The following is a 26,999-nucleotide window of genomic DNA, read 5'->3' as shown; positions in this document are numbered from 1 at the left end:
AGGCACATTCGTCCTATAGCGCTTACAAAACTAGCTTGTATGTTTATAAGCAATTTGATTTCTACCATTTTCTTTTGCTTGAAAAAGCAAGGTGTCGGCTTCCTTAATGCAGCGAGTTAAATTGTTGTCGGCTTGCACGACAGCTAAACCACCAGAAAGTGTTATTTGAATTTTTTCAGCTGTGCCGTTGAGGGTGAAATCGGCGACCTGACTTCTTACTCTCTCTGCTATTTTAAAGGCAATTTCAATGTTGTCAGTGTGAATCAATGCAATAAATTCTTCGCCTCCCCAGCGGCCTAGTTTGTCATCAACACCTAACGAGTTTTGAATTTTTTGAGATATCGCAATCAACACTTCATCTCCTACGTCATGGCCATATGTATCATTTATATTTTTGAAAAAATCAATATCGAATAAAACGATACTGAAAACTTTGTTAGCGTTATTTTTACTGTTATTGCTACTTTCATTATATTCAGCCAGTTGCTTTTTGGCTGCGTGGGTAAAGCCTCTGCGATTAAATATATTCGTCAGTGGGTCTAAATCAGATAACTTACGCAATTTGTCGTTAGCCAGGGCTAAATCCCGTGTTTTATTGGTGACTTCATTGGCTAAATGCTGTGAACGCAAATAAAGGCTGTAAGAGCGCCAGCGGGCATATAAATAGATACTCAGAAGTGCCAATATTATCCAAAGTATCAAAGCCACATTTGACAAATACCAAGGTGGTGAAACCTCTATGTCCATGGATACATGATCTGCTAACCATTCTCCGTATCTATTCGTGGCTTTTATTTCAAGTACATAATGACCAGCAGCTAGTGATGTATAGGTTATTGAGCGTTTGTTGCTTTTTAGCTCCTGCCATAGAGAATTAAAACCTATTAATCTATGGGCATATTTTATTTTCTCTGGGGCGACCAATTCAGTTGCAGCAAATTCAAATGTGACGACTATGTCACTATCCTCTAACGCCAAAGACAAATCTTTGAGCGTTGATAAGGGATCGTTAGTTGTATTAATTTTGCGGCTACCTAAATGTTCATTTAAGATATCGATATGTGTAAGATTTAACCTTGGGTTTACTTTAGGCCTGACAATTTCGTCTGGGTGAAAATGGGTTAAACCGTCTGAACCAGCAAAAAAGATACGACCGTTTGAGTTAATCGATTTACCACCAATAAAATAGCCGCCTTTAGCGGTTCCATCAGTACTGTCGTAAAATTCTAAACTAGAATAGTCTGCTGCTATTTTAGCTATCCCTTTGATACTGCTAACCCAAAAATTTTTCTGCTGATCTTTTACAATAGCGGCTATTGAAGCATCTTTTAACGAACTGGTTGGAAACAGCTCAGTAAAGTGCAATTTACCTGTTGTTTCATCTTCGGTCATATTAAACAAACCTTTAGAATTCACAGCCACTAAATACTGGTTGTTAGATTTGCTAGATATCCACGAAATATAATTTCCAGGTAAAGAGTCGCTAGGTAAAGAATTAGGGTTGTTATTATCATGTTTATAATTCAGTTGGGTTTTTTCAAGTGGATTGACTTTTATTAATCCTTTCGGCGTTGCTAACCAAACTTTATCCGGTCCACTAACATGAATACCTAAAACTCTGTCGGCTTCGTAGTGATGAATAATTTCAAAGGTATTAGGGTTATAGTGATACATGCCATTAGATACCGTACCTAAATAAAGATTTCCTTGCTCGTCGTTTTCTATTGAGTAGATAGGGATGCCATTTAAACCAACACTCGATACACCATTTTTACTGTCGTTAAGACGTGCTAATCCTACTCGTGTGCCTATCCATAACATGTCATTTGCAGCTGAATAATGGGTTCCTAATAAAATATTGCTCGTACCTTCATTAATGTCATCTTTTTCAAAATTGACCAACGTACTGGAACTTAAGTTTGCTTCGATCTTCCAAAGACCTTCAGGGGAGGTCGCCCAGAGTGTTCCTTGATTATCTACTTCTGCTGCAAAGATAACTTTATTGTTGTCTATAGCGACTCTTTGAAAGAGTAAAGATTGGGGGGAAACCACACTAAATCCGCTAACTAAAGTGCCATATAGAACTTGATCAGAGGCATCTATGAACAAGCTGTTAATTTTCGATTTACTGTCTGAATCAGCGTTTGAAGTTTGGATTGGAGTAAGTGCTTGTCCATTTTTCACATCTGAAAAAATATTTAGGCCAGAGTTAGTGGCTACCCATACTTCACCTGATTTTGTTTGTTCGATATCGTTAACGATATTATGTGAAAGACCTTGCTCTTTGGAAAAGTGTTGCTTTGTAACCGGTTCATAATTAGCGTCAAAGGTATAATGAAAAAGACCTTTACCATTTGTGCCAACCCAAAGGTTTTGGTTTGAGTCGATAAATACTGACCATACCAAAACATCACTCAGTAGAGTGGGTAGCCATTTTTGCGATCGGGTATCTAGCCTAAATACACCAGCATTAGTAGCGAAATACAGTATATTTTGCTGATCAGATACAATTTCATATATGGTTAACATCGCCGGTGAGTTGGGCATATTAACTTCACTGAAGCTTTCGGATAAATTTGCTTTAGTAAATAGCTTCGAGTCCGCTTCGAGCCATAAATCGTTATTTTGGTCAAAATGTAAAGCTGTGACTCGTTGATAGTCCTCTCCTGGATTGGATGAGAGGAGAATATCTTCCATTTTTCCTAATGCATTATTGAAGCGATGCAATCCACTGGTGGTAGCCAACCATAAATTGCCATTCTCGTGATTAAGTTCAAGATCGTTAATACGAGTAGAAAGTAAGCCATTTTTCGTCGTTGCCGTTTGAGCAAAGTTGACGAAAGAATAACCGTCAAATCTGTCTATTCCTTTTTGAGTCGCCAGCCAAATATAGCCATCTAAATCTTGCTCAATATCGTATACGGTTATTTGTGATAAGCCATCTTGGGTACTTAAAGTACGTTTAGATAGCAACGCTTCCTTGGCGCTCGAAGAATAGGCATTTGCTACTATCCCAAAAAAAAGAGCTAGGCTAATCCATAAATGCAAAGTTGATACCTTCCTGTACTTAGTTTTTTTGTTTACATATCATGCTTTTAGGCTAGTTCATTAGCTGCAGATTTTAATATGTAAAGTGAAAGGGCGGTTACTTTAATTAACAATAACACCTGTTTGAACCACTCTGCCAATTGATTCAACGAGACTACCTTATTAAATCATATTGTTAACATACTAAAATAAAACAATGAGTTACAGAAGATATTAGTGATTTTAATGTACGAAGGGCATTTATATTGACGATTATGTTTTTTTTCGGATATGAATAGAGTAACGATTGCCTAAAACTATATTGAATTACAGGAAGTGCTATTAATATTTGGTCGAAAAGTTTGGCATATAGGGTAGGGATGGTATAAAGAAAACAAATAATCAAACATTGTTAATAACAAATGCTTTTTTCTTCATTAGATTTAGATGAATCTCTTACTGATGCTGTTACGGCATTGGGGTATGAGAGTCCAACACCTATTCAAGCACAAGCGATCCCTGTGATTTTGGCCGGCAAAGATGTTATGGCCGGTGCGCAGACTGGGACCGGTAAAACCGCCGCTTTTTCGTTACCTATTTTACAACAGTTGATGCAACACTGCGATGAACCTAGGCCTATCCGCGCTTTGATATTGACTCCGACTCGCGAACTCGCCCAGCAAGTATTTGAAAGTCTCGTTAGCTATGCATTGTATACCCAACTTAGGGTAGCAGTTGCTTACGGCGGGGTCAGTATTAACCCCCAAGTCGCGACGATTGAACAAGGAGTTGACGTTTTAGTGGCCACTCCTGGGCGATTACTAGACCATATTGCCAAAGGTAGTGTTGATGTAGGCCAACTTCAGTTCATTGTCTTTGATGAAGCAGATCGAATGTTAGATTTGGGGTTTAAAGACGAAATCAATCGAATTTTAAAGCGAATTCCAGAACAACGGCAAACCTTACTATTTTCAGCTACTTTTGACGATGCACTATTCAAATTAAGTAAAACCTTACTTAACAACCCTGAATTGATCGAAGTGAGTGAGCGTAACGCCGCTGCCACCCAAGTTGAACAGTTAGTTTACACAGTTGATAAAAATCGTAAACGCGAACTCACCTCTTTTTTGATTGGTTCAAAAAATTGGCAACAAGTGCTTATTTTTACGCGCACTAAACAAACAGCAGATGCTTTAGCTAAAGAAATATGTAAAGACGGCATTAAAACCGAATCTATTCACGGGGATAAATCACAGGGTGCTAGAGAGAGAGCATTATCTGAGTTTAAACAAGGAAAAGTGCGCGCTCTAGTGGCAACCGACGTGGCGGCGCGGGGCATTGATATTATCGATTTGAAATACGTCATCAACTACGAATTACCTTTTGTTGCTGAAGATTACATTCACCGCATTGGTCGTACAGGTCGAGCAGGTAATAGCGGTCTAGCCATATCGCTGATGAGTCCAAACGAACAATATTTATTAGAGGCGGTTGAAAAAGTACTGAACACTGTTTTGTTGTCACAGTGGCTACCAGGATATGAGCCTGATTTGACAAAACAAAACCTGAAAGAGCAACGAAGCAGTAAAGGTAAACAAAAACAACAAGCCAGAAACAAAGCCCTTGGTATTAAAACGGGTAGAAAGCGTAGGTGAATGGGGGGTTTTATGCGCGGGGTTTACTTTTAATTCGCGTCGCTCACCGTAATCCATGACGTTTTTCAAGCCTCATCCATGAGGCTCAATTTACTTTTCTTCAACAGCTAAGAAAAGTAAACAAAAGAAGCCGCGCTCCCGCCAAGTTCTGATACCTGCGCGACTCGCCAATTAAAGGCCGCAATGATTTGTTCCCGACAAGGCATTGCTCAAATGACATCCATGTCATTTATCCTTTATTTGTCTTCGTTGCTCGGTGAACTTGGAGTCGCTGTAAGAGACGTAAGATCAAAAGCATGCACCGAGCTTACTTATAATGCACGGGGTTTGCTTTTAATTCGCGTCGCTCACCGTCATCCATGACGTTTTTCAAGCCTCACCCATGAGGCTCAATTTACTTTTCTTCAACAGCTAAGAAAAGTAAACTAAAGAAGCCAGCCTCTAGCCAAGTTCAATTGCTTAGGTAACTTTCTAAAATGGAGGTCACAGTGAGTTCTTTTAGGTATGAGGTGTAGACGAATTAAAATCATAAGAATGACGAATCTAAATGCAATATACTGTCTTTTATGAATTTGATTTGAAAAAGGGTGCTTGAATTCCATGGCTAAGCGACCAATTACGGATGTTCCAGTAAGTGTAAAGACTCTAGAAGATTTGGCTAAGTTAAGCGACTACTCCTTAGTTGATAATCTTAATTGCGACCCTGATGCCACTCAAACAGGCGATGATTATCAGCCTAGACAAGTGTTTTCTGGGCATTATGTTCCTGTAAAGCCCACACTCATTGATGATCCTCTATATGTTGCCCACAGTGAAGCATTCTTCGCTGAATTAGGTTTTGATGACAGCCTAGCGCACACAGAGGCGTTTACTCGATTATTTTCTGGCGACATATCCGCTGTACCTTCGCCAATGCGTCCAGTTGGCTGGGCCACGGGCTACGCATTGTCAATTTACGGTACTGAATACATTCAGCAATGCCCTTTTCAAACGGGTAACGGTTATGGTGATGGCCGTGCGGTTTCTGTTCTTGAAGCTGTTATTAATGGTAAACGTTGGGAGATGCAGTTAAAAGGTGGGGGACGCACGCCTTATTGCCGCGGTGGTGATGGCCGTGCCGTATTGCGTTCAAGTGTTAGGGAATTTTTAGCGCAAGAACATATGCATGCCTTGGGTGTGCCTACGTCTCGATCTTTATGCCTGTTCGTTTCGCAATCAGAGCAGGTAAGTCGCCCTTGGTATTCGCAAGGTTCGTATTCCACCAACCCAGATATGACAGTCTCTAACCCTGTGGCGATTTCAACCCGGGTAGCTCCTTCGTTTTTACGTGTTGGCCAACTTGAACTCTTTGCTCGTCGAGCGCGGGTTAATCAATATCCAGACGCACTTAAAGAGTTAGAGATGATTGCGGTGCATTTGATTGAGCGAGAATATGCAGATGAGGTCAATCGTGAATTAGCAATTGCAGATCAAATTGTGCAATTAGCCGTAGCATTTCGCGAGCGATTAACTTCGCTGATTTGTCACTGGTTGCGCGTTGGCTACTGCCAAGGAAATTTTAATAGTGATAATTGTGCTTGCGGTGGTTATACACTCGATTATGGTCCTTTTGGCTTTGTTGAGAGGTTTGAACCTTATTACCAACCCTGGACGGGGGGCGGACAACATTTTTCCTTTTTCAATCAGGGGGCCGCAGCACAGACCAATTTCAATATGTTTTGCAAAGCCTTGCAGCCTTTGCTCGTATCATCGGCTTCGGCAATGGCTTCATTGAATCAGGTAAATCTTGAGTTCGCTTCAGTCATGCAAGAAAAAACCAATACGATGTGGGCGTCTAAACTTGGCTTGTCGTCTTTTGACCCTGAATTATTCAATCAACTGATCTCGCTGATGGTACAAACCTCTGTTGACTACACTATCTTTTTTCGGGAGCTTTCAGCTATCCCTGACGATATTTCTAGCTTAAGTAAAAGTTTCTACAATGCTCCATCGGGCGCATTAACAGCACAATGGGAAAAATGGCTGCATAGCTGGCGAAGTTTAATTGATAATGCTGAGGATGGTTTGCAAAAAACAGCGCAAATAATGCAGCAAGTTAATCCTAAATACACATGGCGAGAATGGCTAGTCGTGCCAGCATATCAGCAAGCAAGTGTCGGGAATTTCAAACTTGTTCATGAATTGCAACAGGTATTAACACAACCCTATGCTCAGCAGCCGATTGAAATTGAGAAAAAGTACTACAGCTTAAAGCCACATGTTTATTTTGATGCGGGTGGCGTGTCTCACTACAGCTGTTCTTCTTAACTTTAACACCTTACTGGTTCCGGTGTTTTTAGGTAATTTCAATTTTGCCTTGCGTAATATGAGCACTGTTTTTTTGCTATAGGTCGGGTAACCTATCACGGGATTAAAAGTACAAGGAGTCATTTTGAACGCTAGGCGAATTTCATTTATCTTATTAATATTTTCTGGATTGGCTTGCTTGTCATTTCTTATCTGGCCAATGATGGTGATACTCATTTTGCATGGGGTTAAAGGCTTGACCGCTAGTGATATGGGTATTGCTGTTTTCCTTACGCTGTTCATACTTACATATCCAATTACCGTATCTATTGGCTTTATTATGTCTTTGGAAGGCTATCGTAAAGCAAAGATTAAAAATGGTTTATTGGGTTTATCCGTTTCTTTAGGGCATTTAATGATTGTGTTTATTTTTATGTACTTTAAGGGCGGTAATTAGTACTAGTAAAACATAAGTTACAGCACAAACATCAAGCTTTGTTTTATATCGCCACTGACGAAGTTTTGCGAGTAAGCGAAATTAACCTAATGATTTTTGATTTGTATTAGCTCTATAATCTCAAGCCGATTCGTTAGTGTATCGCTTTAAAGTACGACAAAATGCACTTATCTCAGCAAAAGCAATGTCATTGGATTTTCTTCCAATTGTTATTTTTGTAGTTGATTAGTAATACGCCGAACCTTCCACTGTTTGCAAAAACCTCAGTGATCACCCTAATTTTTGTGATACTGCAACAGACCTTATCTACTTAAAGTTTCATCCAGTCCGCTTCTTACCTTTTCTAATGCAGCAGCAAGGAAGTTAATCACGTTCTCGATCTGCAAAACTCGCTCTTTGAATTCGGCAGTTTTGGCGACTACAACATTTTCAGTCATAGAAGGATCATAACTGTCTAAAAAAGCTTTCATGAGTTCGCTAAGGTCGACGAATGAAATGTCAGTCTTTTTTGCGCTGTTAACAAACACATAATGTCTATTCCCATCGTTTATTGGGGCGCATATTCATTGGCTCGCTCATTCTGTAGTTATTTCAATTAACTATTTTCAATTGTTAATTGAGCGCTAAAAAAATTATGCTATGTTTGTTCATGCTAGCCTCTAAATGATTTAGTCTTTAGCAAGCTAACTCTGGTTCTGGTCGAGGAGGCTGGCCCTTTTTATAGAGGTTCTTGTGAAATCATTCTGTGGATCAATTAATCATCAAAATTAGGGGGGGATATGGACATACCAAATGGCATTACAATAGGCTCGAAAGTGGCAGTAATTCCCGGTTACGCCTCGGGATTTACACATAGTGGAAGTGTGATTGATCTTTTGAATAAACAGAATTACTGTTGGATAAACAGAGGGGATCCAATCGCTGAATTCAAAATTAATGGAAGTTACAATAATAACGTATTGTCTAGGTTAATTGCTTCTAAAGTTCATTCTGTTTATGTTCCTAGTCCTGTTTCTGGACTTCTGTTGAACACCAAGTTAAAGGATGAAACGTTATCCTACCTCGAAGATTGGAATTCATTGAAAGCTCCTCCATTAGTTAACTTTGCTGTGCTATTACCAGATGATGAACCAAAGCCCGAAACGGGGAAATACATGTATAAAAATATGTGTAATCTTGCTCGTCAAATGAGTCATTACTATTATAAAAATTCTCGGTATTGGAGCATGGAAGCTTTTTCCCCTGATATTTTGACACGTTTAATAGATGTACAGTTAAGCGTGAATCCTCTCATATTTGATGTTTTACCCAAATGGGCGGATCATTTAGATGAGGCGCGTATAAATAAGCCGGAATTAAGACCCTATATCAAGCATATTCGTGCTATTGAAAATTAGTAAAAGCATAGCTAGCTAACCCTTAAATTAACGGTTTATATAATTGGGGGTGGGGGCGTAATAGCATTGAGATTAGATAGGCTTTCATCAATCAAAAGATATTTATTCAGGTAGTTGCTACCTAACTATAGTCTGCATCCGCCTGAAGACTTTTAGGAATTCAAGCATGTGTTTGTTTCCGATTGAAACCTGGGTATTGTGCATAAGGTGCAAAAATTGAACAAAACTTATCTTTTTGACTGGGGCGATACATTGATGGTCGACTTTCCAGATCAGCAAGGAAAAATGTGCAACTGGTCAAAGGTGGAAGCTGTGGCAGGGGCATATGAAACATTACAGTCGATCGCAGCCAATTCCACTATTTATGTAGCAACCAATGCGGCAGAATCAACTGCTTTAGACATTGCAGCCGCGTTCGCAAAAGTGGGACTTGCAAAGTTTATCGCTGGCTATTTTGGTCGCTTCAACCTAGGCGTAGCAAAAGGCAGCAGTGAATTCTATGTGAAAATAGCAGCCAATATAAAGCAGCAAACATCCAATATGGTGATGGTTGGTGATAGTCTAGAAAGGGATATTATTCCTGCCATAGAAGCTGGACTAGAGGCGATTTGGCTTAATCATTCTAATCAGCCAATGCCGTCTAATTTAACCTGCCGGCAAATTAAAAGCTTACAGGAACTTTGCACTTAACACCGAGTTTAAGGCATGAGGTGGTGTCAAATATGTTGGATTTTCTAACAAATATTCGGCAAAGAAAAGTGCAATTTTCTACATCAATGTGTGGACGAAGGCCTAATCTTCCCCAGTTCATTTACAACACATTGCGGTTAAAATCAGGCAAGAGAAAGGTGGCAATTTGACATCAAATAATCTTCACAATAAGAGTAAGCGGCTCAGAAAAAAGCTATTTTTAGGTGAGTTTGCCGTTTATGGATTTGAGTTTCATTGCTCCGTCAATTTAGATGCCGACAGTAACATGCTTGAATTTATGGAGCAGATAATTGATTTGGCCGAGAGTCGAAAACTTCGTGTTGGAGGTGGTGGCGATGGGTCTGACTTTACTATGTTTGTGTGTTCAGAATATCGCTACGGCTCTGTTACAAATGCAGACCGTGAAATTTTCAAAGCATGGTTAACTAATCACTCCTTGGTTTCGGGGCTAAAGGTTGGGGAGATTGTTGATGCAAATTACGGCGTTTAACATGGTGTCTAAAACACCATTCAGCCCGTTATTGGGTTTCACTTTATCTTGTTGCTAGCGACATTTAACCACTTAACACGGGGTTATATGATGAAAAAATACTGAAGGAAATGGGTAATGTCAGATGCAAGTTTTAACAGTCGGATATCAGCCTATAAGGCAATATTTTCTAGCGGAGAAATCCAAAAGACATATCAAGATTTAGTGGCTATTGTGCAAAGCCTTAGAACTAGTTTTGCGACAGAATACAAAGACCAATTTTCGGTTGCTAATGTTCTTCACGGTTACATCGACTTCACCTATTTTTATCTACAAAATGAATTCCTTAAAAACCGAAAGCTAAAACTCGCTTTTGTTTTTAATCATCAGAAAATTCAATTTGAAATTTGGCTGCTCGGACAAAAAAAGGACGTGCAATTGGCTTATTGGAAAAAGCTAAAAAGCACAAAATGGGTAAATGAAGAAGTCATGCCTGAGTATGCTATTTTCGAAATTGTGTTATTGAGTAACCCAGATTTTAATAATTTTGATAGTTTATCGGAGTCAATTCATAGTGGGTATCGATCTTTGTCTCGGGAAATTTGTAATACATTGGAGGACTATGAGTAGTGGCACACAATAAAACGCGAAATCTCTGCTTGCTGTTAATGGAATAAAAAATTCGAGATGCTTCACCAAATTCGTCCACCGACACCAATTGAACGCCTAGTACAGTATTGGTAAGGGGTGTCTATCGATTTTTATCTCCATCACGTTGTTAATTCATTTGATGATTCCAAGTTGAAAATAAATTTTTAAATAACTGTTTATATACAGTTTTATTGTGTTTTTAGATGGTGAGGATTAGTTCTGAATAGCTAATAATTGACATTATGTGATTTTATTTGATTGTAATTGATGTTTTGTTGGTTGTATTATTTCTCGTAAGTAGATCAATTGTGCCGAGTAATCCATCGGGGGTAATGTGGAAATAAATAGACGAATATTCTTAGGCTCTATGTTTTATATGGTTTCAGCATCTGTTATTCCCTCTGGCCTAAAGAGTGCATTAAAACTTAAAGTCTTTAAGGCAGACGCCAAATTTTTTAACGCGACCCAAATAACTCTGCTTAATGACATAGCGGATATAATGATACCTGCAACGGACTCTGCAGGAGCTTCGGATTCGCATACTGCACAGGTATTAGATGAGCTCATGGTCTCCTGGGCGACGCTTGATACTCAAACACAGTTTTCCCAGTTCTTGTCTGAATTTCAATCTCGAGCATATACCGTTTACAAAAAAAGTTATCTAAATCTTTCAAAAGCTATACGAGGTGATTTTTTGTTAGAGTTAGACAATAAAGCATTCGAAAATTCAGAAACTGAGTTCTTTACAGCCTACAAGCGAATTAAGGAACTTATATTCCATATTCATTACTCTTCGCCAGAAGCTAATCCACACTTTTTTCTTATTCCTGGTGGTTACAAAGGAGCACTTAATCGTGATGAACTTGCTGAAATCAACAAGAGAAAATATCTATGAATGAGGAATTCGATGTCATTATCGTTGGGTCAGGGATTACAGGCGGGTGGGCCGCGAAGGAATTCTGTGAAAGAGGTTTCAAAACACTGGTATTAGAACGAGGTAGAAATGTAGAACATAGAGGGCCCGAGTACAAAGATTTTCAAGCTCCGTGGGAGTTGCAAAATAGAGGTATGCCAGATGAATCTCTTGCTGCGAATGGGCACTACGCAACGCTTAGAAAGAAAGGACACCTATATAAAACGGATGCACTTCATTTCTTCGTTGACGATAAAGATAATCCATATAGCTATCCGAAAGACAAACCATTTATGTGGACACGCGGGTACCAGCTTGGTGGACGATCTCTAACTTGGGGGCGACAAGTTTTACGCTGGAGCGTCAAAGACTTTCAATCCAACGCAAAAGACGGCCATGGCATACCTTGGCCCATAGAATATCGTGACCTTGCGCCTTGGTATAGTTATGTGGAAAAATTTATTGGTGTATCAGCCAATAAAGATGGCCTTGATAGTGTGCCTGACGGGGAGTTTCAGACGCCATGGGAGATGAGCCACGCAGAAAAGATTATTTCGGAAAATATCGCAAAAAAATACAAAAATAGACACCTTATAATTGGCCGTTCGGCGAATCTAACTTCCCCAACAGAAGAGCAAATTGCTTTAGGCAGGGGAAAGTGCCAAGCTCGCTCGTACTGTCGAAGAGGGTGTTCGTTCGGTGCTTATTTTAGTTCTCAATCTGCCACCTTACCCGCAGCTGAAAAAACGGATAATTTAACTGTTGTGACTGATGCTATTGTCGAAAGTGTCAATTATAACGAGAACGAAAAACGAGCCTCTGGCGTTACTGTAATTGATACTAATACTAGAGAAAAAAGACAGTACAAAGGTAGAGCTATTTTCATGTGTGCTTCAGCATTAGGCACGGTTCAAGTATTGCTAAATTCAAAGTCATCAAGCTTTCCTGACGGTATTGCTAATTCGAGTGGAATGCTTGGTCATTACATTATGGGTCACTTTACAGGAGTTGTTGCAAGCGGTGATATTGTAACAGATGAAGACAAGTATGCGTTTGGTCGTCGGCCTATTGCCACTTATATACCAAACTACCGGCATGACAAACAGAATGATGCTGATTTTGTAAGAGGATTTGGTTTTCAAACTACTGCTCAACATAGAATGTTATCTAAGCCAACTGCTAAAGAAAGAGGTATAGGCATTATTGCGAAGCAAAGGGTAGGGCAAGCAGGTCCATGGCGTTTCAGAGCATTTATGTATGGTGAAATTCTACCTTATTATGACAACGTAGCCACATTACATCCTACTCAAAAAGATCAATGGGGTATGCCCATTCTGCATATTGATGCGGAAATAAAAGAAAATGAAAGAAAGATGATCCGGCAGGCAGCTAAGGACATCCAAGATATTTTAGAAGCGGGTGGATGCTCCAACATTACGGTTAATGCGTCGCCAGTTGATAAACATATCCCTTTAGGAAAACAAGTACATGAAATGGGGGGCGCATGTATGGGAAGTGATCCTAAAAACTCAGTATTAAACGGGTGGGGGCAGTCACATGATGTGCCAAATCTTTTTGTTACTGACGGCGCTTGTATGTCTTCCAGTGCCACCCAAAATCCATCTTTAACTTATATGGCTATAACCGCTCGCGCAGCAGATTATGCTGCTAAATTATTGAGTGAAAATATAATCTAAGATATTTAATCTACTTGCTTCCGACATGATTCAACGTATCGCGATATGCTGTGGCATTGCAAATCAGCACCTGCTCAATCATGCAACGTTAAAGAAAATATAGTTTGTTAGGAGTTTATATTTGATGGCGAAAAACTGTTGGATAGACCACTATTGTTATTAGACATTAATTTGCTGTGAACTACAAAAATGCGTTTCAAACGCAAGGTTGATGTTTGACCAATCATTAAACTTAGGTGAAATATCTCATTTTTAGTTTGTCTGTCTTTTCTTAAATGTCGTTCCAAACTTGCCATGAATCATAAAATTAGGCTAAGTGGAATAATGTCATTTTTGAACGCTACAGATTGAGTAAATTCGTATCTTAAATCAGCGAAGAATCTCTAACGGTTGCCCTGTTGCAAGATCTATTGAAATAGCGTGTTGATGCGGAACCGCTATGTGAATTGTCGATGGTAGGGCATCTATCGACGGTTTCATTCCATAGTAGTTAAGTCCTTTGCGCGCGTTATTGTAATGAGAAAGGATAATAAAGGGCGAAAGGGCAAAGTCATAAAAAGCGACTTCATCAATAATCCCGGAATACGCTTCCCCAGCATGGCCAATCGCATTAGGTGAATTGCCTATGTTTGCTAATCCCGACCCTCCACTTAGTACTTTTGAACCAGCAGGGTACTGAAAAAAGGCTAGCTTTTCTCCGTTGATATAAATTGCCTTTTGACCCGAGTCTACGTCGTACGTGGCGACAACATGATAGAAATCACCATTTTTAAGTTCTTGAAGTGTAGGACGGCCACCTTTCCCATCTAATGGAAGTTTTAACTCGTGATATCCTTGACCCAAAATATATAGCCCAAAACTAAGAGATGCACCAAACTCTCCCGCGGGACGAACGACAGCTTTATCTCTGTCATGCTGAAAGCTGAGCAACATACGGTGATCTTTATCACTTTGATCTTTCCTAAATATTTCATCAATTTCACCATATTGTCCACTTCCAGGGCCCTCTCCAGTGTATTGAGGTATGATTAAAGCTTCTATACTGACACCGTCAGTCACAGAAAATGAACCTGTTGCTGGTGCTGTTCCCCCGCCACTACCTACATTGACACGAGCATCTGCACCGTTATCAAATGACGCTGCACCTCTGCCTATTATTCCTGACACCCTTTGAACACCTTTATCAATTAAACCTACAGCAGTTCCGGCTAAATCAAGCGCTCTATCACTTTCACCATCGAAGGACCAATAGTGTTTAGGACGCCACTTTCTGGGGCTTAGTAAGACCTTTTCGTCGGCAGTTAAAATGGCATTATGTCGTGATGTTTCCAGTGACAGTGCACCGCCGTGGGATTGCAGATCGAACGTTTGAGTATTTATGGTCAGATTAGTATTAGAATTGGGCTTTACTACTAAGTGTCCAGTTCGGAAACTTACTTCATTTGCGTTATACAGTTTTAAAGACGATTGCGGACCAATGACTATCTCATCTTCTGTGGTTAATTCAATCGTCGTAGGAATTATCGTCTTATACGTTCCGGGATGAACATGCGCTCCAGATACGCTTCCGCTACCATCAATCAGTAGTTCACCGGTTTTCACGATTCCAATTGATGTGGTCCCTTGGTTCCAGAAAAATAACGTACTTATACAAATTAAGAGAATGAGTAAAACTAGTCCATAGACAAAATAAAAATAAGACTTTTGAGCGCGTCGATTGTCTTTGTCTATTTGAGAGGTCGCGTCGAGTAAGTGTGGTTGCTGCTCTTTTGCGCTTGCTAAAGGTCTTGCAAAAACTTCGTCGATAAGCGTTTTTCGATGAACCACTTCGAAATTAGGCACTGCATCTGATTTCAGTTGCATATAAAACTCAAGGTATTCAATATAAAAATGTTGAGCCTTTGGATCATTAGAAAGAAGATTTTCAAGTTTGTTCTGCTGCTTCGAGGTGGCCGAACCACTAATAATCGATTCTGCAATATCAACTATTTCTGAGTACTTCTCTGTTCTGTTCAACTAGAAGCCCCTTTCTTATTTTGATCAACGCAATCAAATAATTTTTTACGCAGCAGATGTATGGTTTTGCGAATACCATAGATTGAACGCCCCGTTTTATCTGCTATCGCTTGCGCACTCATATTTTCTACGTAAAAGCCGTAAAATATTTGGTGCGCTGAGCCTGTTAGCTGTGAGATACATTTTTGCAACATATGCCACTTACTCTCTTCGAGTGTATTGCTTTCAACATTTTCAATAAGTTGATCGAAGAGCTCATCACTTATCCCTACTACGAACTTTTTGTTTTGACGTCTATAAGTTCTTACACAGTTAAATACTATTGCATTCGCCCATTTTGAAAAACTGCTACCTATCTCGAACTTATCAAACTCTTGCCAAAGTATGGTACTCGTTTCTTGGAAAATATCGTCTGCTGCTGCTTTATTCAAAACCAAAGCATAGATGTAAGCATATATTCGTTTACGCTCAGCTTCGAAAAGTTCTAAAAAACTAGAAGACGTATTGTGTAAATGAGAGGAACTTTTTTTGGGTAAATGCATAGTTAAAACGAGTATGTCCCAGACTAATCACTTTTAAAATTGATCCATGCCAATAATCATTCTAGTAGAAATGCAATGCATCAATTATTAATGAAAACAAACCGCAAAATTGTTAGTTGTATGGTTCACAATACGTTAACACTAAAGATTCATTATGACCAGTGTTGACGTGTTTTTGTCATTTGCGCGATGATTTTTTCGTAACATGACCGTCAATTAATTACGTTTTAAATTGTTCGACTATCTCTTGTTTGTGCTCTATCGAAGGTTTTTTAAGAAATATCTTTCAAATAGGGTATCAATTGCCAAACGACAGGCCTTTCTTTATATCGCTTGGAATACAAAAACGATAATAAAATGAGGCTTTCATGAAGTTTAGACATCAAATACTAATATTAACAACTGCTTTAAGTATTGGCATTTTAACAGGCTGTGAGAATCGACATAGCGCAATTGATAAAAAGCAAATAGACACCGACAATCAAACGGAAGCTTATGAATTAAGCAAGCCAAAATATGATGCTTTAGTTAAAAACTTTCAGTCACCACCTAGTGAGACCAAACCATATACTTGGTATCACGTGATGAATAGCAACATGTCAGCTGTAGGGATTACCAAAGATTTTGAGAGTATGGCTGAAGCTGGTATCGGGGGAGTACTGTATTTCAATCTTGGGCGAAACATTTCTAAAGGTAAGGTACTTTTTAACTCGGAAAAGCACATAGAATTGATCGGACACATGGCATCTGAAGCTAAGCGTCTTGGTTTAACATTTGGTATTCACAACGCCGATGGCTGGTCTTCAAGTGGTGGCCCATGGAATAAGCCAGAACACAGTATGAAGCAGGTAACTTGGAATGAAACCATAGTTACCAGTAATGCTAGTAACAAGGGAAAAGTGAGCGTCAAACTAGACCAACCTATGACGATGCTAGATTACTATCATGATATCGCTGTATTGGCATATCCATCATTACCTACTGACAAAATTGATGCTGAACTTAAACCTGTGATAACAGCATCAGACCCTAATTTTGATGTCACAGTTGTAGATAATATTGAAGTTGATAATGTCTCGTCAATTGAGTCAAAAAACGGGGAACCCGTATGGTTACAATTTACTTATGAAAAGCCCGTTACCATCCGCTTTGCCAGTGTCGATATAAACTGGGGTAAACACATAAACTATGAACTTCAATATTCACATGACGGAACAAACTTTAAGAAACATACCGATATGCGAATTAATCGCCCAGGGCGTGTGCGTTGGGCACTTGATTCCGCTTTCGAAGGTATAACCGCTAAATACTTTAGAATTGTTGCAGATAAAACCTTAAACATATTTGAAGCAAGACTCGCTTCAACACCTAGAATGGGTAATTATCTAGGTCGAACTTCAGCAACACATACTGAGTATCACCACCTTCCTCCAGTTGGTAATCCAGATAAAGCACACATTATTGATTCAAGTAAAATTATCGACCTGACAAATAAACTAGCGGACGATGGTCGACTAACCGCAACTTTACCAGAAGGTGACTGGACTATTATGCGGTTTGGTTACACTGCAAAAGGAACTACTAACATACCTCCTACCGATGAAGGTCGAGGTCTTGAAGTCGATAAGTTCAGCCGAGCAGCGTTTAAACACCATTACAGTGCTTACGTTACTAATGTTATCAATAAAGTAAAAGAAGTTGCGCCAGGTGTAATGCAATATTTAGAGATTGATAGTTACGAAGTGGGCGGACAAAATTGGACGCAAGGTTACGATCAGCAATTTAAACAAAATAAAGGCTACTCCTTAGTACCGTTCTTACCCTTGTTTGCCGGTAAATTCGTTGATTCTATAGAAACTACTGAGGATGTAACTTGGGACATACGTGATTTCAGCAATAAGTTGATTACTGAAAACTATTACGAGTACTTTACTGAGTTAGCGCATCAAGATGGATTAAAAACCTATACAGAACCTTATGGTCATGGCCCATTTAATGAGTTAGATGCAGGTAGTAAAGTTGATATACCTATGGGGGAATTCTGGCTAAAAAGAAATATTTATATGTTGGCATCTGCTATATCTGTAGGCCACACATACGATCGTAATATCATATCAGCAGAAGCTTTTACCGCCACAGTAGATCACAACTGGAAGTTTAATCCTGCTTATGCGAAATTTGATGGCGACAAAACATGGGCTTTAGGTGTTAACGAGTTTGTATTCCATAGATTTGTCCATCAAGCAAATACGCACGTTGTGCCCGGTATGACCATGGATCGATGGGGCGCGCATATTGATGCTACTCAGCCTTGGTTTAATACGGCTGGGAAAGCCTGGTTTAACTACCTCTCACGCGGTCAGTACATGTTACGTCAAGGACAACCTGTTATCGACCTTTTATGGTATCTAGGTGAAGCGACACCGACAGGTTGCCCAGATAGACGTCAAAAAGAAAGTAAACATATACCCACTTATATCAACTACGATTGTTTAAACACCGAAAAGCTAAACGAGTTGTATTACCAAGATAAGCGTTTTCAATTAAACCACGGTGTAAAATACAAAATATTGATGTTGAGTAACCATGACACATTATCATTTGGTTCAGTGCAAAAGATTTATCAGTTTGCCAAACAAGGTGGAGTGATAATTGGAGAGCCAATAAAACATTTGGTTGGCCGCGATATTAGTCCCGAGCAACAAACCGAATTTGCAAAGATGGTGGATTTTATTTGGTCTCAACCTACCACACATGTTGAAGTTAATACCCCTGAAAACTGGGATAATTTATACAACAAACATGGTTTTAATTACGACTTAAGAATTAAAGATATTGAAGAGCTATTTTACACCCACAGAAAGAGCAAGGATCTTGATATTTACTTTGTCTACAATGATAGCGATAAACGTAAACTGTTCGATGCTAGCTTTGAGGTCAGTGGTAAAATACCTGAGTTGTGGGACGCCAATACTGGCAAAATTAAAAGAATTGCCGCTTTCGACATCCAAGATGGAACCACCAACCTAGCATTCCGTTTAGCCCCAAATGAATCAGCATTTGTTGTTTTTCATAAGAATGCATCTGACAAAGCTAGGTTAAGCCCAGAGGTTATTCGTCAATACGATTTAGAGAGCCTATATAGCGAACATTATGACATTCAACTTGTAGCAACAAAGAATCAAGATGTTATATTAGAACGAGAAGGAGTCAAAAACGTTACTTTTGATGGCGTTGCCAGTGAACAAATATTGGAAGGTAGTTGGAGCGTCTCATTTGAAAAAGAGTATGGCTTAGACCAGAACTTTACGTTTGATACGTTAATTAATTGGAAGGAGTCCACTAATCCTGAAATACGCGCTTATTCTGGGATTGCCACGTACACCAAAACGTTTGTCGTTAATGCGGAATTACTCAACGAACATGAGTATATAGATTTGGATTTAGGTAAGGTTAGTGATAGTGCGCAGGTGTTTATTAATGGTAATGAAGTCGGCACCGCTTGGCTTTCGCCATTTACTTTAGATGTAAAGGCATATCTACAGCAAGGTGAAAATACACTGACGGTTAAGGTCGCAAATTCATGGAGCAATCGTTTAATAACGGACGAAAGCCTCCCTGATAGCTCGCAGTACTGGCAAGCTAATGGTGTACACGTCCCTGTTATGCCTGATTGGTATACGAACAATGAGCCTCTACCTAATGCAGGTAAAAAAGGTCATCGACGTACTTTTACCACTTATAAGTTCGTAAAAGAAGGAGATCCTCTAGTTGATTCTGGATTATTGGGGCCCGTGACTTTGAAGGCAAAAAAGTCTATTGAATTGCGTCTTTAGTAAACTGTTATACAAGCTGAATTTTGAAATGGCGCAAAGAGAATTTCTCTCTTTGCGCCAAAAACATTACGACCGTTGTCTGGGCAATATCATAAAACCTTATCAGTGCAAACATGAACACTAGTAAGAGTGCGCAACACATTATTCAAGTTTGAGCTTGTATAGGCCTACCGCATAATCTGCGGAATTATTATTTCAATAAGTATGCAAAATGTAGAACTCGTTCGAAATCTAGTCTGATTTCCCGTCGCTTTCCTGTTTCAGAGCGTTAGAAATCTTCTTGAGATTGTATGTGGCATTATATTCGGGGTTCAACTGCGTCGGTATATCGGCTTTTACGCTTTGTTGCCAACTTAAAAGCTTAGCTTTCAACTCGTTAAGCTTCTCAGGATAGACGTCTTTTAAATTAGTTGTCTCAGCAATATCATCTTGTAGATTGTATAGCTCAAAGTCATTATTTTCGAAATATTGGATTAGTTTCCAATCTCCACTGCGTATAGCACTTCCAGGGCGAGTTCGAAAAAGGGGATCTTGACCTTGGTCTGTGGGGGCATGATGCGCCTGTAAGTAGATAGGGAAGTGCCAAAACAAATCTCGCGTAACTTGCTGACTTTGACCAAGCAACAAGGGGCTCAAATCGGCACCATCTAATATTTGTGCAGGGCTATCGGCTTCAACAAGTTTTTGTATGGTTGGATAGAAATCAGCATTGATGACTGGGGTATGGTTAATACCAGGCTTTATTTTACCAGACCAACGAAACAACAAAGGAACGCGCAAACCGCCTTCGTAATAAGATCCTTTTCCGGCTCTTAGTGGAGAAGGAAACGAAGACATCCGGTAGCCACCATTGTCTGAAGTCAATATGACTAACGTGTTGTTATCTAAATTTTCTGCTTCTAGCATATTTATTATACGGCCAACGTTTTCGTCCATAATCTCTACCATGGCTGCATATGTTGCTTGCTGCTCACTCTTAATCCCTTTTTTATAGTACTTATCAACCTTGTCAACGACAGCTTGATAGGGGGTGTGAACAGAATAGTAGGGAATGTAGGCAAAAAACGGTGTTTCGTCTTGGGATTTCATCCAACTAATCGCCTCTGTGGTCAAACGCTCAGTTAAATACTCTCCTTCAGGACCGTCTTCTATATTAGGCAAATTATAAGGGCTAAAATAATGAAAAGTCATACCCTGATGACTACCCGCTACATTTACGTCAAATCCTTGTTTATCAGGGTCGGCTCCTAAGTGCCATTTTCCAAAAGTACCTGTTGTATATCCAGCACTTTGTACGGTTTCACCCAATGTTATGACGTCAGTGTTTAAGCCTCGTTTATTTTTAATTGGAATTAGCTTACGAGTTTTAACATCGCCACGATCCGAAGGTGATACGGTGTAGACACCGTGGCGCGGACCATACTGACCAGACATCAAAACAGCCCTACTCGGTGCGCAATTAGCTGCTCCTGCATAGGCATTATCAAAACTTAAGCTTTGTTTTGCGAGCGCATCAATATTTGGGGTTTCGAATAAGTCCGATGATTGATTGTAACCCACATCAGACCATCCCAAATCATCCACCACAATCATCACAACATTTGGTCTTGTTGGCTTCAATCCCAGAAGTGAGTTTGCGTTTAATTCGGATGTTGATTGGGTCGACACACGGCTACAGGAAGCAAGCATGAAGCTTATTGCTATTAATGATAAATACGATTTCATTGCAAATCCTTATAAGTTCAAATTCTACCAATGCTCTATAATCAGGTAGTCTTCTTGCTTTAGAATGTTTTGATGTTTTTGTTCGACGTGGGTTCTTCTTGGCGCTTTGTTTTGATCTAACTTAAATGTAGGTACTTTGAGTAAAGGCACATTTCCCATCCTCTCATCAAGAAAGTCATCTTGTGTTTCCATCCAGGAAAACAATTCTGTCTGCAAACGTTGTTTCACTCCTTGCAGGTGCGCCACATTGATAAGATTAACCTTTTCGAATGGGTCGGTTTCGAGGTCGTATAACTCTTCGAATGCTACACCACTGTGCTTCTGCGCCCCTAAGCGCAAAAACACATTTATATTTTCGTTTTCCGTCAGATTTTCATCCAGAACTTCCTGTGCATTAAAGTTTCGAATGTATTTGTAGCGTTTATCTTGAATCATCCGCGAAGGAAAAACATGGGCGTTAATAATGTTTTGATTTGTACTTACGCCGAATACATATTGATGAATAGGTTTATCTACCCCAAGTAATAAAGGCAATAAGCTTTTTCCATCCATACTTTGATCTGGTTTTCCACCGGCAATGTCAATAAACGTGGGTAACACATCAGTAAAGTGAACCAACTGCGAAGTATGAGAATTAGGTTTGATCACTCCCGGCCATCGCGCTACAAATGGCACTTTTAAGCCAATATCTTTGACGCTGAATTTACCGGAAACGCCGTGGTCAGCACTGTAAATAAACAACGTATTATTACCTAGATAGCTTTCTACCATATCAAGTACATGTTCAAGTTGAACGTTGTCCTCTTGAATGCTTCGATAATATCCGGCTCTTTTTTTGATGTAGTTAGGATTGTTTTTTAGATGTTCATTGTATGGATAAAATTCTAGTGTTTCAGCATTTGGATTAGCAACATCAAAATACTCACCGTGGGGATACTTTGATGCAATAAACATTACAAACGGCTTGGTAGCCGTTGAAAGGTAATTCTCTATATCTTCAAGCGGAATGTAATCACGAGGTACACCTGATTTTGGTACTGGTTGCCATTCTTGATCCCAATCAAAAACATTCGATGGTTTAACGTGGCTTTTTCCCGCTAATACGACTTCATAGCCAAGCTCTCGCATCTTTTTTGTAACCGACTTAATATCTGGTTTAGTCGGAGTATGATTTGCAAATGCACCATTTTTCAGGGGGTATTTTCCAGTAAATAGCTGGGATCTACTAGGGGCGCAAATCGCTTGTCCTGTAAATGCATGGGTAAATAGCATGCCTTCTTTTGCAAGTTGATCGATTGCTGAAGTTTGAACCTTTTCGTTTCCATAAACGCCATAATCCGTGAAATCCTGATCATCGGCGAGATAAAAAATAATATTTGGACGACTCTCTTTTGTAGGAGTTTTGTATGTTGCAGAAGCAGGTACTTCGCGTTGAGCGCAGGCCGCTAATAAATAAGCCAGCAATAACGCAAAAACACACAACAAGTATCGCAGTTTCATGTGACGCTTCCTTAAAATAATCTATGCTTTCATAACGTTTAATTAGTAATGCATTGGCGCGATTCTGTGCAATCTCGCAGCATCACTTTCAATTTAGCCCGTTGATTCTGGTACTCTGGAAGCGCTACTTTATTAACGGTTTCATGTGGGTCTGTGCTTAGATCAAATAACATTTCTTCGTTTTTAGAATTGCCAGATAAGTACGAGGTAAAAATTAACTCCTCAGTGATGACAGAATCGCCCTCTTTAAAACGACTATAAATCTGTTGTTTGTGCGCTAAAGTTGGATTCTTTATGACATCTAAAAAACTCTCCCCATCAATATTGTTTGGTTGTGGAATTTTTGCCAAATCCATCACTGTTGGGAAAATATCGATTAATTCTATCAGCGCATTTGTCTTTTCATTCTTCGCCACCGCCGGGCCGGAAATAATAAGCGGAACTCGCAATGCTGTTTTTAGTAACGTATGTTTAGTCCAGAAATTGTGCTCGCCTAAGTGAAAACCGTGATCGCTGACTAAAATTATGGTGGTTTTTTCGCGCATACCTAACGCTTCCAGCTGATCAACAACATCTCCCACAAGCGCATCAATATAACTTACGGACGCGTAATAACCGCGTTGAGAGGCGGTATGAAATTCGTCGCTGTTGTATGAATAATCTCCAAAACTATAGGTCTTAATTTCCCCTGAACCTCGTAATAAAGCGGGTGAATTACTGGGCTTAGTTCTGTGAAAAAACGGCGTAAACTTCTCCGGAGGATGAAGTTCGTAATATTGTTTTGGCGCATAAAATGGCAAGTGTGGACGTATGAAACCTACACTTAAAAAGAATGGCTGTTGTTTAGCGGCTAGTGACGTCAAAGCTTGTAATGCTTTTTGTTTAACTTTTCCGTCGGGATAGGCTTCATCATCTACATCTGCAATTTCGTACCAAGGAATTCCGCTGGTCTTAGCAGAGGTATATTGATTTTCATGTGCGTGGTTGAAATCATTGAGACTTAGTGAAGTAGTATGAGGCATCCCTGAAGTGTGTACCCCTTCACTCCAACTGACCTCTGCTAGGTCTCCAGAATTGTGAAATATTTTTCCAATTGCCATTGTACTGTAACCAAATTCGCGCAATGTTTGTGGCAAAGACTTAGCGCCAGGTGCGTCTTCTTCAGCCAGCGTTTTGTAATCAATAAACCTATCTTTTGTTGGTCTGAGACCGGTAAGAAAACTGGCTCTTGAAGCTCCACATACAGGAACATTCGCATAAGCATGATTAAAAGTGACACCGCTTAATGCTAACGCATCGATATTCGGAGTGACGGCATTTTCATCTCCGTAAGCACCTAATACTGGACGTAAGTCATCTACAACGATCAGCACAATATTTTGTTGATTCTCTACGGAAGAGTTAGACTGAGAAATTGGTAAGTTGCGAGTATCATGTGATGTGGTACAAGCAACAATCAAGCTTGTTAAAAATACCACTGAAGCACAAACTATTGTTTTTTTCATATTTATTAAACGCCATGAGATTTGACTTTTGATGTGTGACAGTCGGACTTTATAACCAGTGATACGACACATTTATTAACGCTCGACAAAACCGCTAAGGTTTTGCCGAGCTTCTTTGATAGAAGGTAAACCATCAACTTAAAATACAGTTTGTAGTTTGCCTTTTGGTCCGTCGTAATCGTACTTAAACCAATCGACGTCGATATGACCAGCATCCTCGTTCTCATTCCAAGAAAAGAAGCCAAGTCTGTCGCCAGTCCATTTACCAAAACTAATCGTAAATGTTGGGCCAAATGCTCTGAAACTTTTACCATCTGTACTGTATTCGTAAGTGGCTTGATTTCGAGTATTAGAAGTACGAACGTATAACGTGTCGCTGGTTATTACAGGTCCTTGCGTTTTGTTGCTCATACCATCCATATAAAACAAACGCGTTTCACCATTTTCTTGACCTTCAACACCCAATAAATTGAACGTTCCACCGTATCTTACAAATCCAGCCAATTGCCCAGAAGCGATACCACTGATATCAAATTTAGCTACAGCAGTACCTGTTGTAATCCCCATAATACGCTGACTTAGGGTGTTGTTCGCACGCCAAAAGTCACCATCAGAACCGTCATTATTTGTCCATTCGTTAATTTTGGGACCATATTGTGAGCCTTGAGGTAGCACCTTGCTTGCTTTGAGTCGCAGCCAACCTGGGCGCTCTGTCAGTGACCAATGGCTAGCTCTTGGATTGTGATTCCATTCCCATTGCGGACCTAATTTAGCACTTAAAAAGTCGTCATCAGATTTTGGAGAAGAAATTGGATAGCCTTTGATTGGTTTTTCAAAACGTTTTACCGGCTCACCTATTCCATCATTGTCTTCATCGATGCCTATAATAGGCCAATCATCAACCCACGTAACCGGTTCTAAGCATTGAGGGCGGCCTTGAAACGGAATATCATCGTTTTGAATCAACTGATGCATATACCACCAGCTACCATCGGGCGCTTGCATTAGACCGCCTTGACTGGCGCTGCGATCACCAAATTCAGAGCCTTTTTCAAGTACTGTCCGCACTTCATAAGGTCCATAAATACTCTCTTTTGAGCGAAGAACTAGCTGTTTTCTGTCGTTTTTAGGATTCTTAACACCCGGCTTGGTTGAAGTATCGCCCATAGTCCATTGCGCCATAAAGATATACCAGTAGCCATCTTTTTTATAAATTTTGGCGGCTTCTGCACCTAAACCTGTATAAACGAGTTTTCCTTCATCAAGAATTTTAGTTCCATCCCAACTCATGCGGTAAATTCGATTTTCATTACCCTCTATTTTGTTGTTCGCGCCTTTTTGTTTAGTACCAGAATTAACAATTATGTATGCTTCTCGAGTATCTTCGTCCCAGAAAACCGCTGGGTCATCCAAAACATCAGCTTTGGGTAACATCATGATGGGTTCGCTCCACGGACCTTCTATGTTATCCGCAGTCGTCACCATAAGCCCATGTTGATAATCGATTTGATACACATACCATTTTCCTTCATGGTAGGCTATATCTCCAGCCCATACTCCAAACGAATAACCGTTCATTCTGTCCCAATTGTATTCTGGCGCCCAAGATAAACTGGGAAAGGCGTGACCAACATTTTCCCAATTAACCATATCTTTTGATTTTAAAATTGGCATACCTGGAGACATATGTTGTTTCGAAGTGATCATATAATACGTATCACCTACTTGTTCTATATCTGAATCTGGGTAATCTGCGTTTAATATCGGGTTAATGTATGTACCGTCCCCTTGATCACCAAAACTACCGGTTTTAGCTGTAGTTTGAATAATTTCTTCAGCAACAACCTTGTTGGACGCTTCGAGCTGGCAACCGGTGACTGCGGTAAGCAAAATTGACGAAAGTCCAATGTGTTTATATCTAATATTTCCAAATTTTTTCATATGGCTACCATTAGCAGTTAGTATTTATGCGAGTGCATTCTGAGTTAACAATATTTACATTTTGACATAATTTGATTACATTTGACAAATAATAATCAATTATAATCATATTTGGTTATTTGGAATTTTAGTTTTAAGGAATATTTGTTTACTTGTGAAATGCTCAAACAAAATCGCCTTTTTCTAAAGCTTATTGGTATTGTGTGAACATTCGGCCCAGTTTTAAGTTAAAACTAGAATTGTTAAAGAGTATTATGCTCATTTACGCAATGCTTAGATTTTTGGATGAAATTCCTACAGCTCTCAGGTTTTATTGTGTGGATTTATACTGAGTGAGCTTCTGTAGAGAAAAGCCACCTGATAAAGTTTTGTTTGGTTTAGATGTGCCGAGAGGTTATTGTCCTACGCAATACAAACAACGCTAAAAGTTAAATATAGTATCCATTTAAAAGTTAGTATGCCGTTCTAAGCGTCTTTATCATTTAACGGTCATACCTGGTTTTTAGTTTACGGTCTTCCTCTTATATTGGGTTTTGATTTTTAGTGAAGCCTTTGGTTATTTTACTCCTTTGCATGTAACGAAATTCAATCAATCTGCAGCCTGTTTTTCGACAAATATAGGTGGCAATTTATCTATATCCCCCCCAATATTGCGACTGTAAATCACGGCA

General features: G+C 39.6%; 18 protein-coding genes. 10 read left to right on the top strand and 8 right to left on the bottom strand.

From position 1 onward, the window contains the following. Nucleotides 1-30: 30 nt before the first annotated feature. On the bottom strand, nucleotides 31-3,048 hold the full coding sequence (locus tag VUI23_RS11300; protein ID WP_342804433.1) for a diguanylate cyclase: 3,018 nt from the start codon (nucleotides 3,046-3,048) through the stop codon (nucleotides 31-33). 401 nt (nucleotides 3,049-3,449) lie between these two features. Between VUI23_RS11300 and VUI23_RS11295 the strand changes: the two genes are divergently transcribed. The 3 genes from VUI23_RS11295 to VUI23_RS11285 all read left to right on the top strand — a co-directional run bounded on the left by VUI23_RS11295 (nucleotide 3,450) and on the right by VUI23_RS11285 (nucleotide 7,425). After that, a complete protein-coding gene (locus VUI23_RS11295) occupies nucleotides 3,450-4,682 on the top strand; it encodes a DEAD/DEAH box helicase (RefSeq protein ID WP_342804432.1) in 1,233 nt (410 codons plus the stop codon). A 600-nt stretch (nucleotides 4,683-5,282) separates the two neighbouring features. After that, complete coding sequence (locus tag VUI23_RS11290) at nucleotides 5,283-6,989, top strand: protein adenylyltransferase SelO family protein (RefSeq protein WP_342804431.1); 1,707 nt, start codon at nucleotides 5,283-5,285, stop codon at nucleotides 6,987-6,989. 178 nt (nucleotides 6,990-7,167) lie between these two features. Beyond that, nucleotides 7,168-7,425, top strand: coding sequence for a hypothetical protein (locus tag VUI23_RS11285; protein ID WP_303501553.1), 258 nt, complete (start codon nucleotides 7,168-7,170; stop codon nucleotides 7,423-7,425). Nucleotides 7,426-7,727: 302 nt separating this feature from the next. On the opposite strand, the gene VUI23_RS11280 is transcribed toward VUI23_RS11285, so the two are convergent. Beyond that, a complete protein-coding gene (locus VUI23_RS11280) occupies nucleotides 7,728-7,895 on the bottom strand; it encodes a hypothetical protein (protein ID WP_342804430.1) in 168 nt (55 codons plus the stop codon). A gap of 309 nt (nucleotides 7,896-8,204) precedes the next feature. Here VUI23_RS11280 and VUI23_RS11275 point away from each other — a divergent pair, with 309 nt between their 5' ends. From VUI23_RS11275 to VUI23_RS11250, 6 genes are all read left to right on the top strand, one after another. Further along, entirely contained in the window at nucleotides 8,205-8,822 is a 618-nt protein-coding gene (locus VUI23_RS11275; protein ID WP_216046713.1) for a hypothetical protein, read from the top strand. A gap of 216 nt (nucleotides 8,823-9,038) precedes the next feature. Further along, a complete protein-coding gene (locus VUI23_RS11270; RefSeq protein WP_342804429.1) occupies nucleotides 9,039-9,512 on the top strand; it encodes an HAD family hydrolase in 474 nt (157 codons plus the stop codon). 166 nt (nucleotides 9,513-9,678) lie between these two features. Further along, nucleotides 9,679-10,023, top strand: coding sequence for a 50S ribosome-binding protein YggL (locus VUI23_RS11265; RefSeq protein ID WP_342804428.1), 345 nt, complete (start codon nucleotides 9,679-9,681; stop codon nucleotides 10,021-10,023). 117 nt (nucleotides 10,024-10,140) lie between these two features. Continuing rightward, nucleotides 10,141-10,632 carry a hypothetical protein gene (locus tag VUI23_RS11260; protein ID WP_342804427.1) on the top strand — a complete coding sequence of 164 codons (492 nt, stop codon included), beginning with the start codon at nucleotides 10,141-10,143 and terminating at the stop codon, nucleotides 10,630-10,632. Nucleotides 10,633-10,987: 355 nt separating this feature from the next. Then, on the top strand, nucleotides 10,988-11,548 hold the full coding sequence (locus tag VUI23_RS11255) for a gluconate 2-dehydrogenase subunit 3 family protein (RefSeq protein ID WP_342804426.1): 561 nt from the start codon (nucleotides 10,988-10,990) through the stop codon (nucleotides 11,546-11,548). Continuing rightward, complete coding sequence (locus VUI23_RS11250) at nucleotides 11,545-13,263, top strand: GMC family oxidoreductase (protein WP_342804425.1); 1,719 nt, start codon at nucleotides 11,545-11,547, stop codon at nucleotides 13,261-13,263. Before VUI23_RS11255 ends, VUI23_RS11250 begins: the two co-directional genes overlap by 4 nt. A 369-nt stretch (nucleotides 13,264-13,632) precedes the next feature. Here the strand turns inward: VUI23_RS11250 and VUI23_RS11245 are convergent, their stop codons facing one another. Then, on the bottom strand, nucleotides 13,633-15,279 hold the full coding sequence (locus VUI23_RS11245; protein WP_342804424.1) for a LamG-like jellyroll fold domain-containing protein: 1,647 nt from the start codon (nucleotides 15,277-15,279) through the stop codon (nucleotides 13,633-13,635). Next, nucleotides 15,276-15,821 (bottom strand): sigma-70 family RNA polymerase sigma factor, encoded by a 546-nt coding sequence (locus VUI23_RS11240; RefSeq protein WP_342804423.1) that lies wholly within the window; start codon nucleotides 15,819-15,821, stop codon nucleotides 15,276-15,278. Before VUI23_RS11240 ends, VUI23_RS11245 begins: the two co-directional genes overlap by 4 nt. Nucleotides 15,822-16,189: 368 nt before the next feature. Between VUI23_RS11240 and VUI23_RS11235 the strand changes: the two genes are divergently transcribed. After that, entirely contained in the window at nucleotides 16,190-19,657 is a 3,468-nt protein-coding gene (locus VUI23_RS11235) for a glycosyl hydrolase (RefSeq protein WP_342804422.1), read from the top strand. Between the two features lie 231 nt (nucleotides 19,658-19,888). Here the strand turns inward: VUI23_RS11235 and VUI23_RS11230 are convergent, their stop codons facing one another. From VUI23_RS11230 to VUI23_RS11215, 4 genes are all read right to left on the bottom strand, one after another. Further along, nucleotides 19,889-21,382 (bottom strand): sulfatase, encoded by a 1,494-nt coding sequence (locus tag VUI23_RS11230; RefSeq protein ID WP_342804421.1) that lies wholly within the window; start codon nucleotides 21,380-21,382, stop codon nucleotides 19,889-19,891. Nucleotides 21,383-21,406: 24 nt separating this feature from the next. Further along, nucleotides 21,407-22,882: a sulfatase gene (locus tag VUI23_RS11225; protein WP_342804420.1), complete on the bottom strand. Its 1,476-nt coding sequence runs from the start codon at nucleotides 22,880-22,882 to the stop codon at nucleotides 21,407-21,409. A gap of 38 nt (nucleotides 22,883-22,920) precedes the next feature. After that, a complete protein-coding gene (locus VUI23_RS11220; protein WP_342804419.1) occupies nucleotides 22,921-24,387 on the bottom strand; it encodes a sulfatase in 1,467 nt (488 codons plus the stop codon). A 138-nt stretch (nucleotides 24,388-24,525) separates the two neighbouring features. Then, nucleotides 24,526-26,328, bottom strand: coding sequence for a glycoside hydrolase 43 family protein (locus tag VUI23_RS11215; RefSeq protein ID WP_342804418.1), 1,803 nt, complete (start codon nucleotides 26,326-26,328; stop codon nucleotides 24,526-24,528). Nucleotides 26,329-26,999: the final 671 nt, after the last annotated feature.

It is taken from the genome of Alteromonas sp. M12 (genome assembly GCF_037478005.1).
Classification (GTDB): domain Bacteria; phylum Pseudomonadota; class Gammaproteobacteria; order Enterobacterales; family Alteromonadaceae; genus Aliiglaciecola; species Aliiglaciecola lipolytica_A.
The sequence above is the reverse complement of the archived record's forward strand: the minus strand, read 5'-3'. Positions and strand labels throughout refer to the sequence as shown.

Excerpts from the sequence above, each read along its gene's own strand:
- VUI23_RS11225 (WP_342804420.1), bottom strand. The coding sequence starts at position 22,882 with ATGAAACTGCGATACTTGTTGTGTGTTTTTGCGTTATTGCTGGCTTAT.
- VUI23_RS11250 (WP_342804425.1), top strand. The coding sequence starts at position 11,545 with ATGAATGAGGAATTCGATGTCATTATCGTTGGGTCAGGGATTACAGGC.
- VUI23_RS11230 (WP_342804421.1), bottom strand. The coding sequence starts at position 21,382 with ATGAAATCGTATTTATCATTAATAGCAATAAGCTTCATGCTTGCTTCC.
- VUI23_RS11220 (WP_342804419.1), bottom strand. The coding sequence starts at position 24,387 with ATGAAAAAAACAATAGTTTGTGCTTCAGTGGTATTTTTAACAAGCTTG.
- VUI23_RS11275 (WP_216046713.1), top strand. The coding sequence starts at position 8,205 with ATGGACATACCAAATGGCATTACAATAGGCTCGAAAGTGGCAGTAATT.
- VUI23_RS11260 (WP_342804427.1), top strand. The coding sequence starts at position 10,141 with ATGTCAGATGCAAGTTTTAACAGTCGGATATCAGCCTATAAGGCAATA.
- VUI23_RS11290 (WP_342804431.1), top strand. The coding sequence starts at position 5,283 with ATGGCTAAGCGACCAATTACGGATGTTCCAGTAAGTGTAAAGACTCTA.
- VUI23_RS11235 (WP_342804422.1), top strand. The coding sequence starts at position 16,190 with ATGAAGTTTAGACATCAAATACTAATATTAACAACTGCTTTAAGTATT.
- VUI23_RS11240 (WP_342804423.1), bottom strand. The coding sequence starts at position 15,821 with ATGCATTTACCCAAAAAAAGTTCCTCTCATTTACACAATACGTCTTCT.
- VUI23_RS11295 (WP_342804432.1), top strand. The coding sequence starts at position 3,450 with ATGCTTTTTTCTTCATTAGATTTAGATGAATCTCTTACTGATGCTGTT.
- VUI23_RS11215 (WP_342804418.1), bottom strand. The coding sequence starts at position 26,328 with ATGAAAAAATTTGGAAATATTAGATATAAACACATTGGACTTTCGTCA.
- VUI23_RS11280 (WP_342804430.1), bottom strand. The coding sequence starts at position 7,895 with ATGAAAGCTTTTTTAGACAGTTATGATCCTTCTATGACTGAAAATGTT.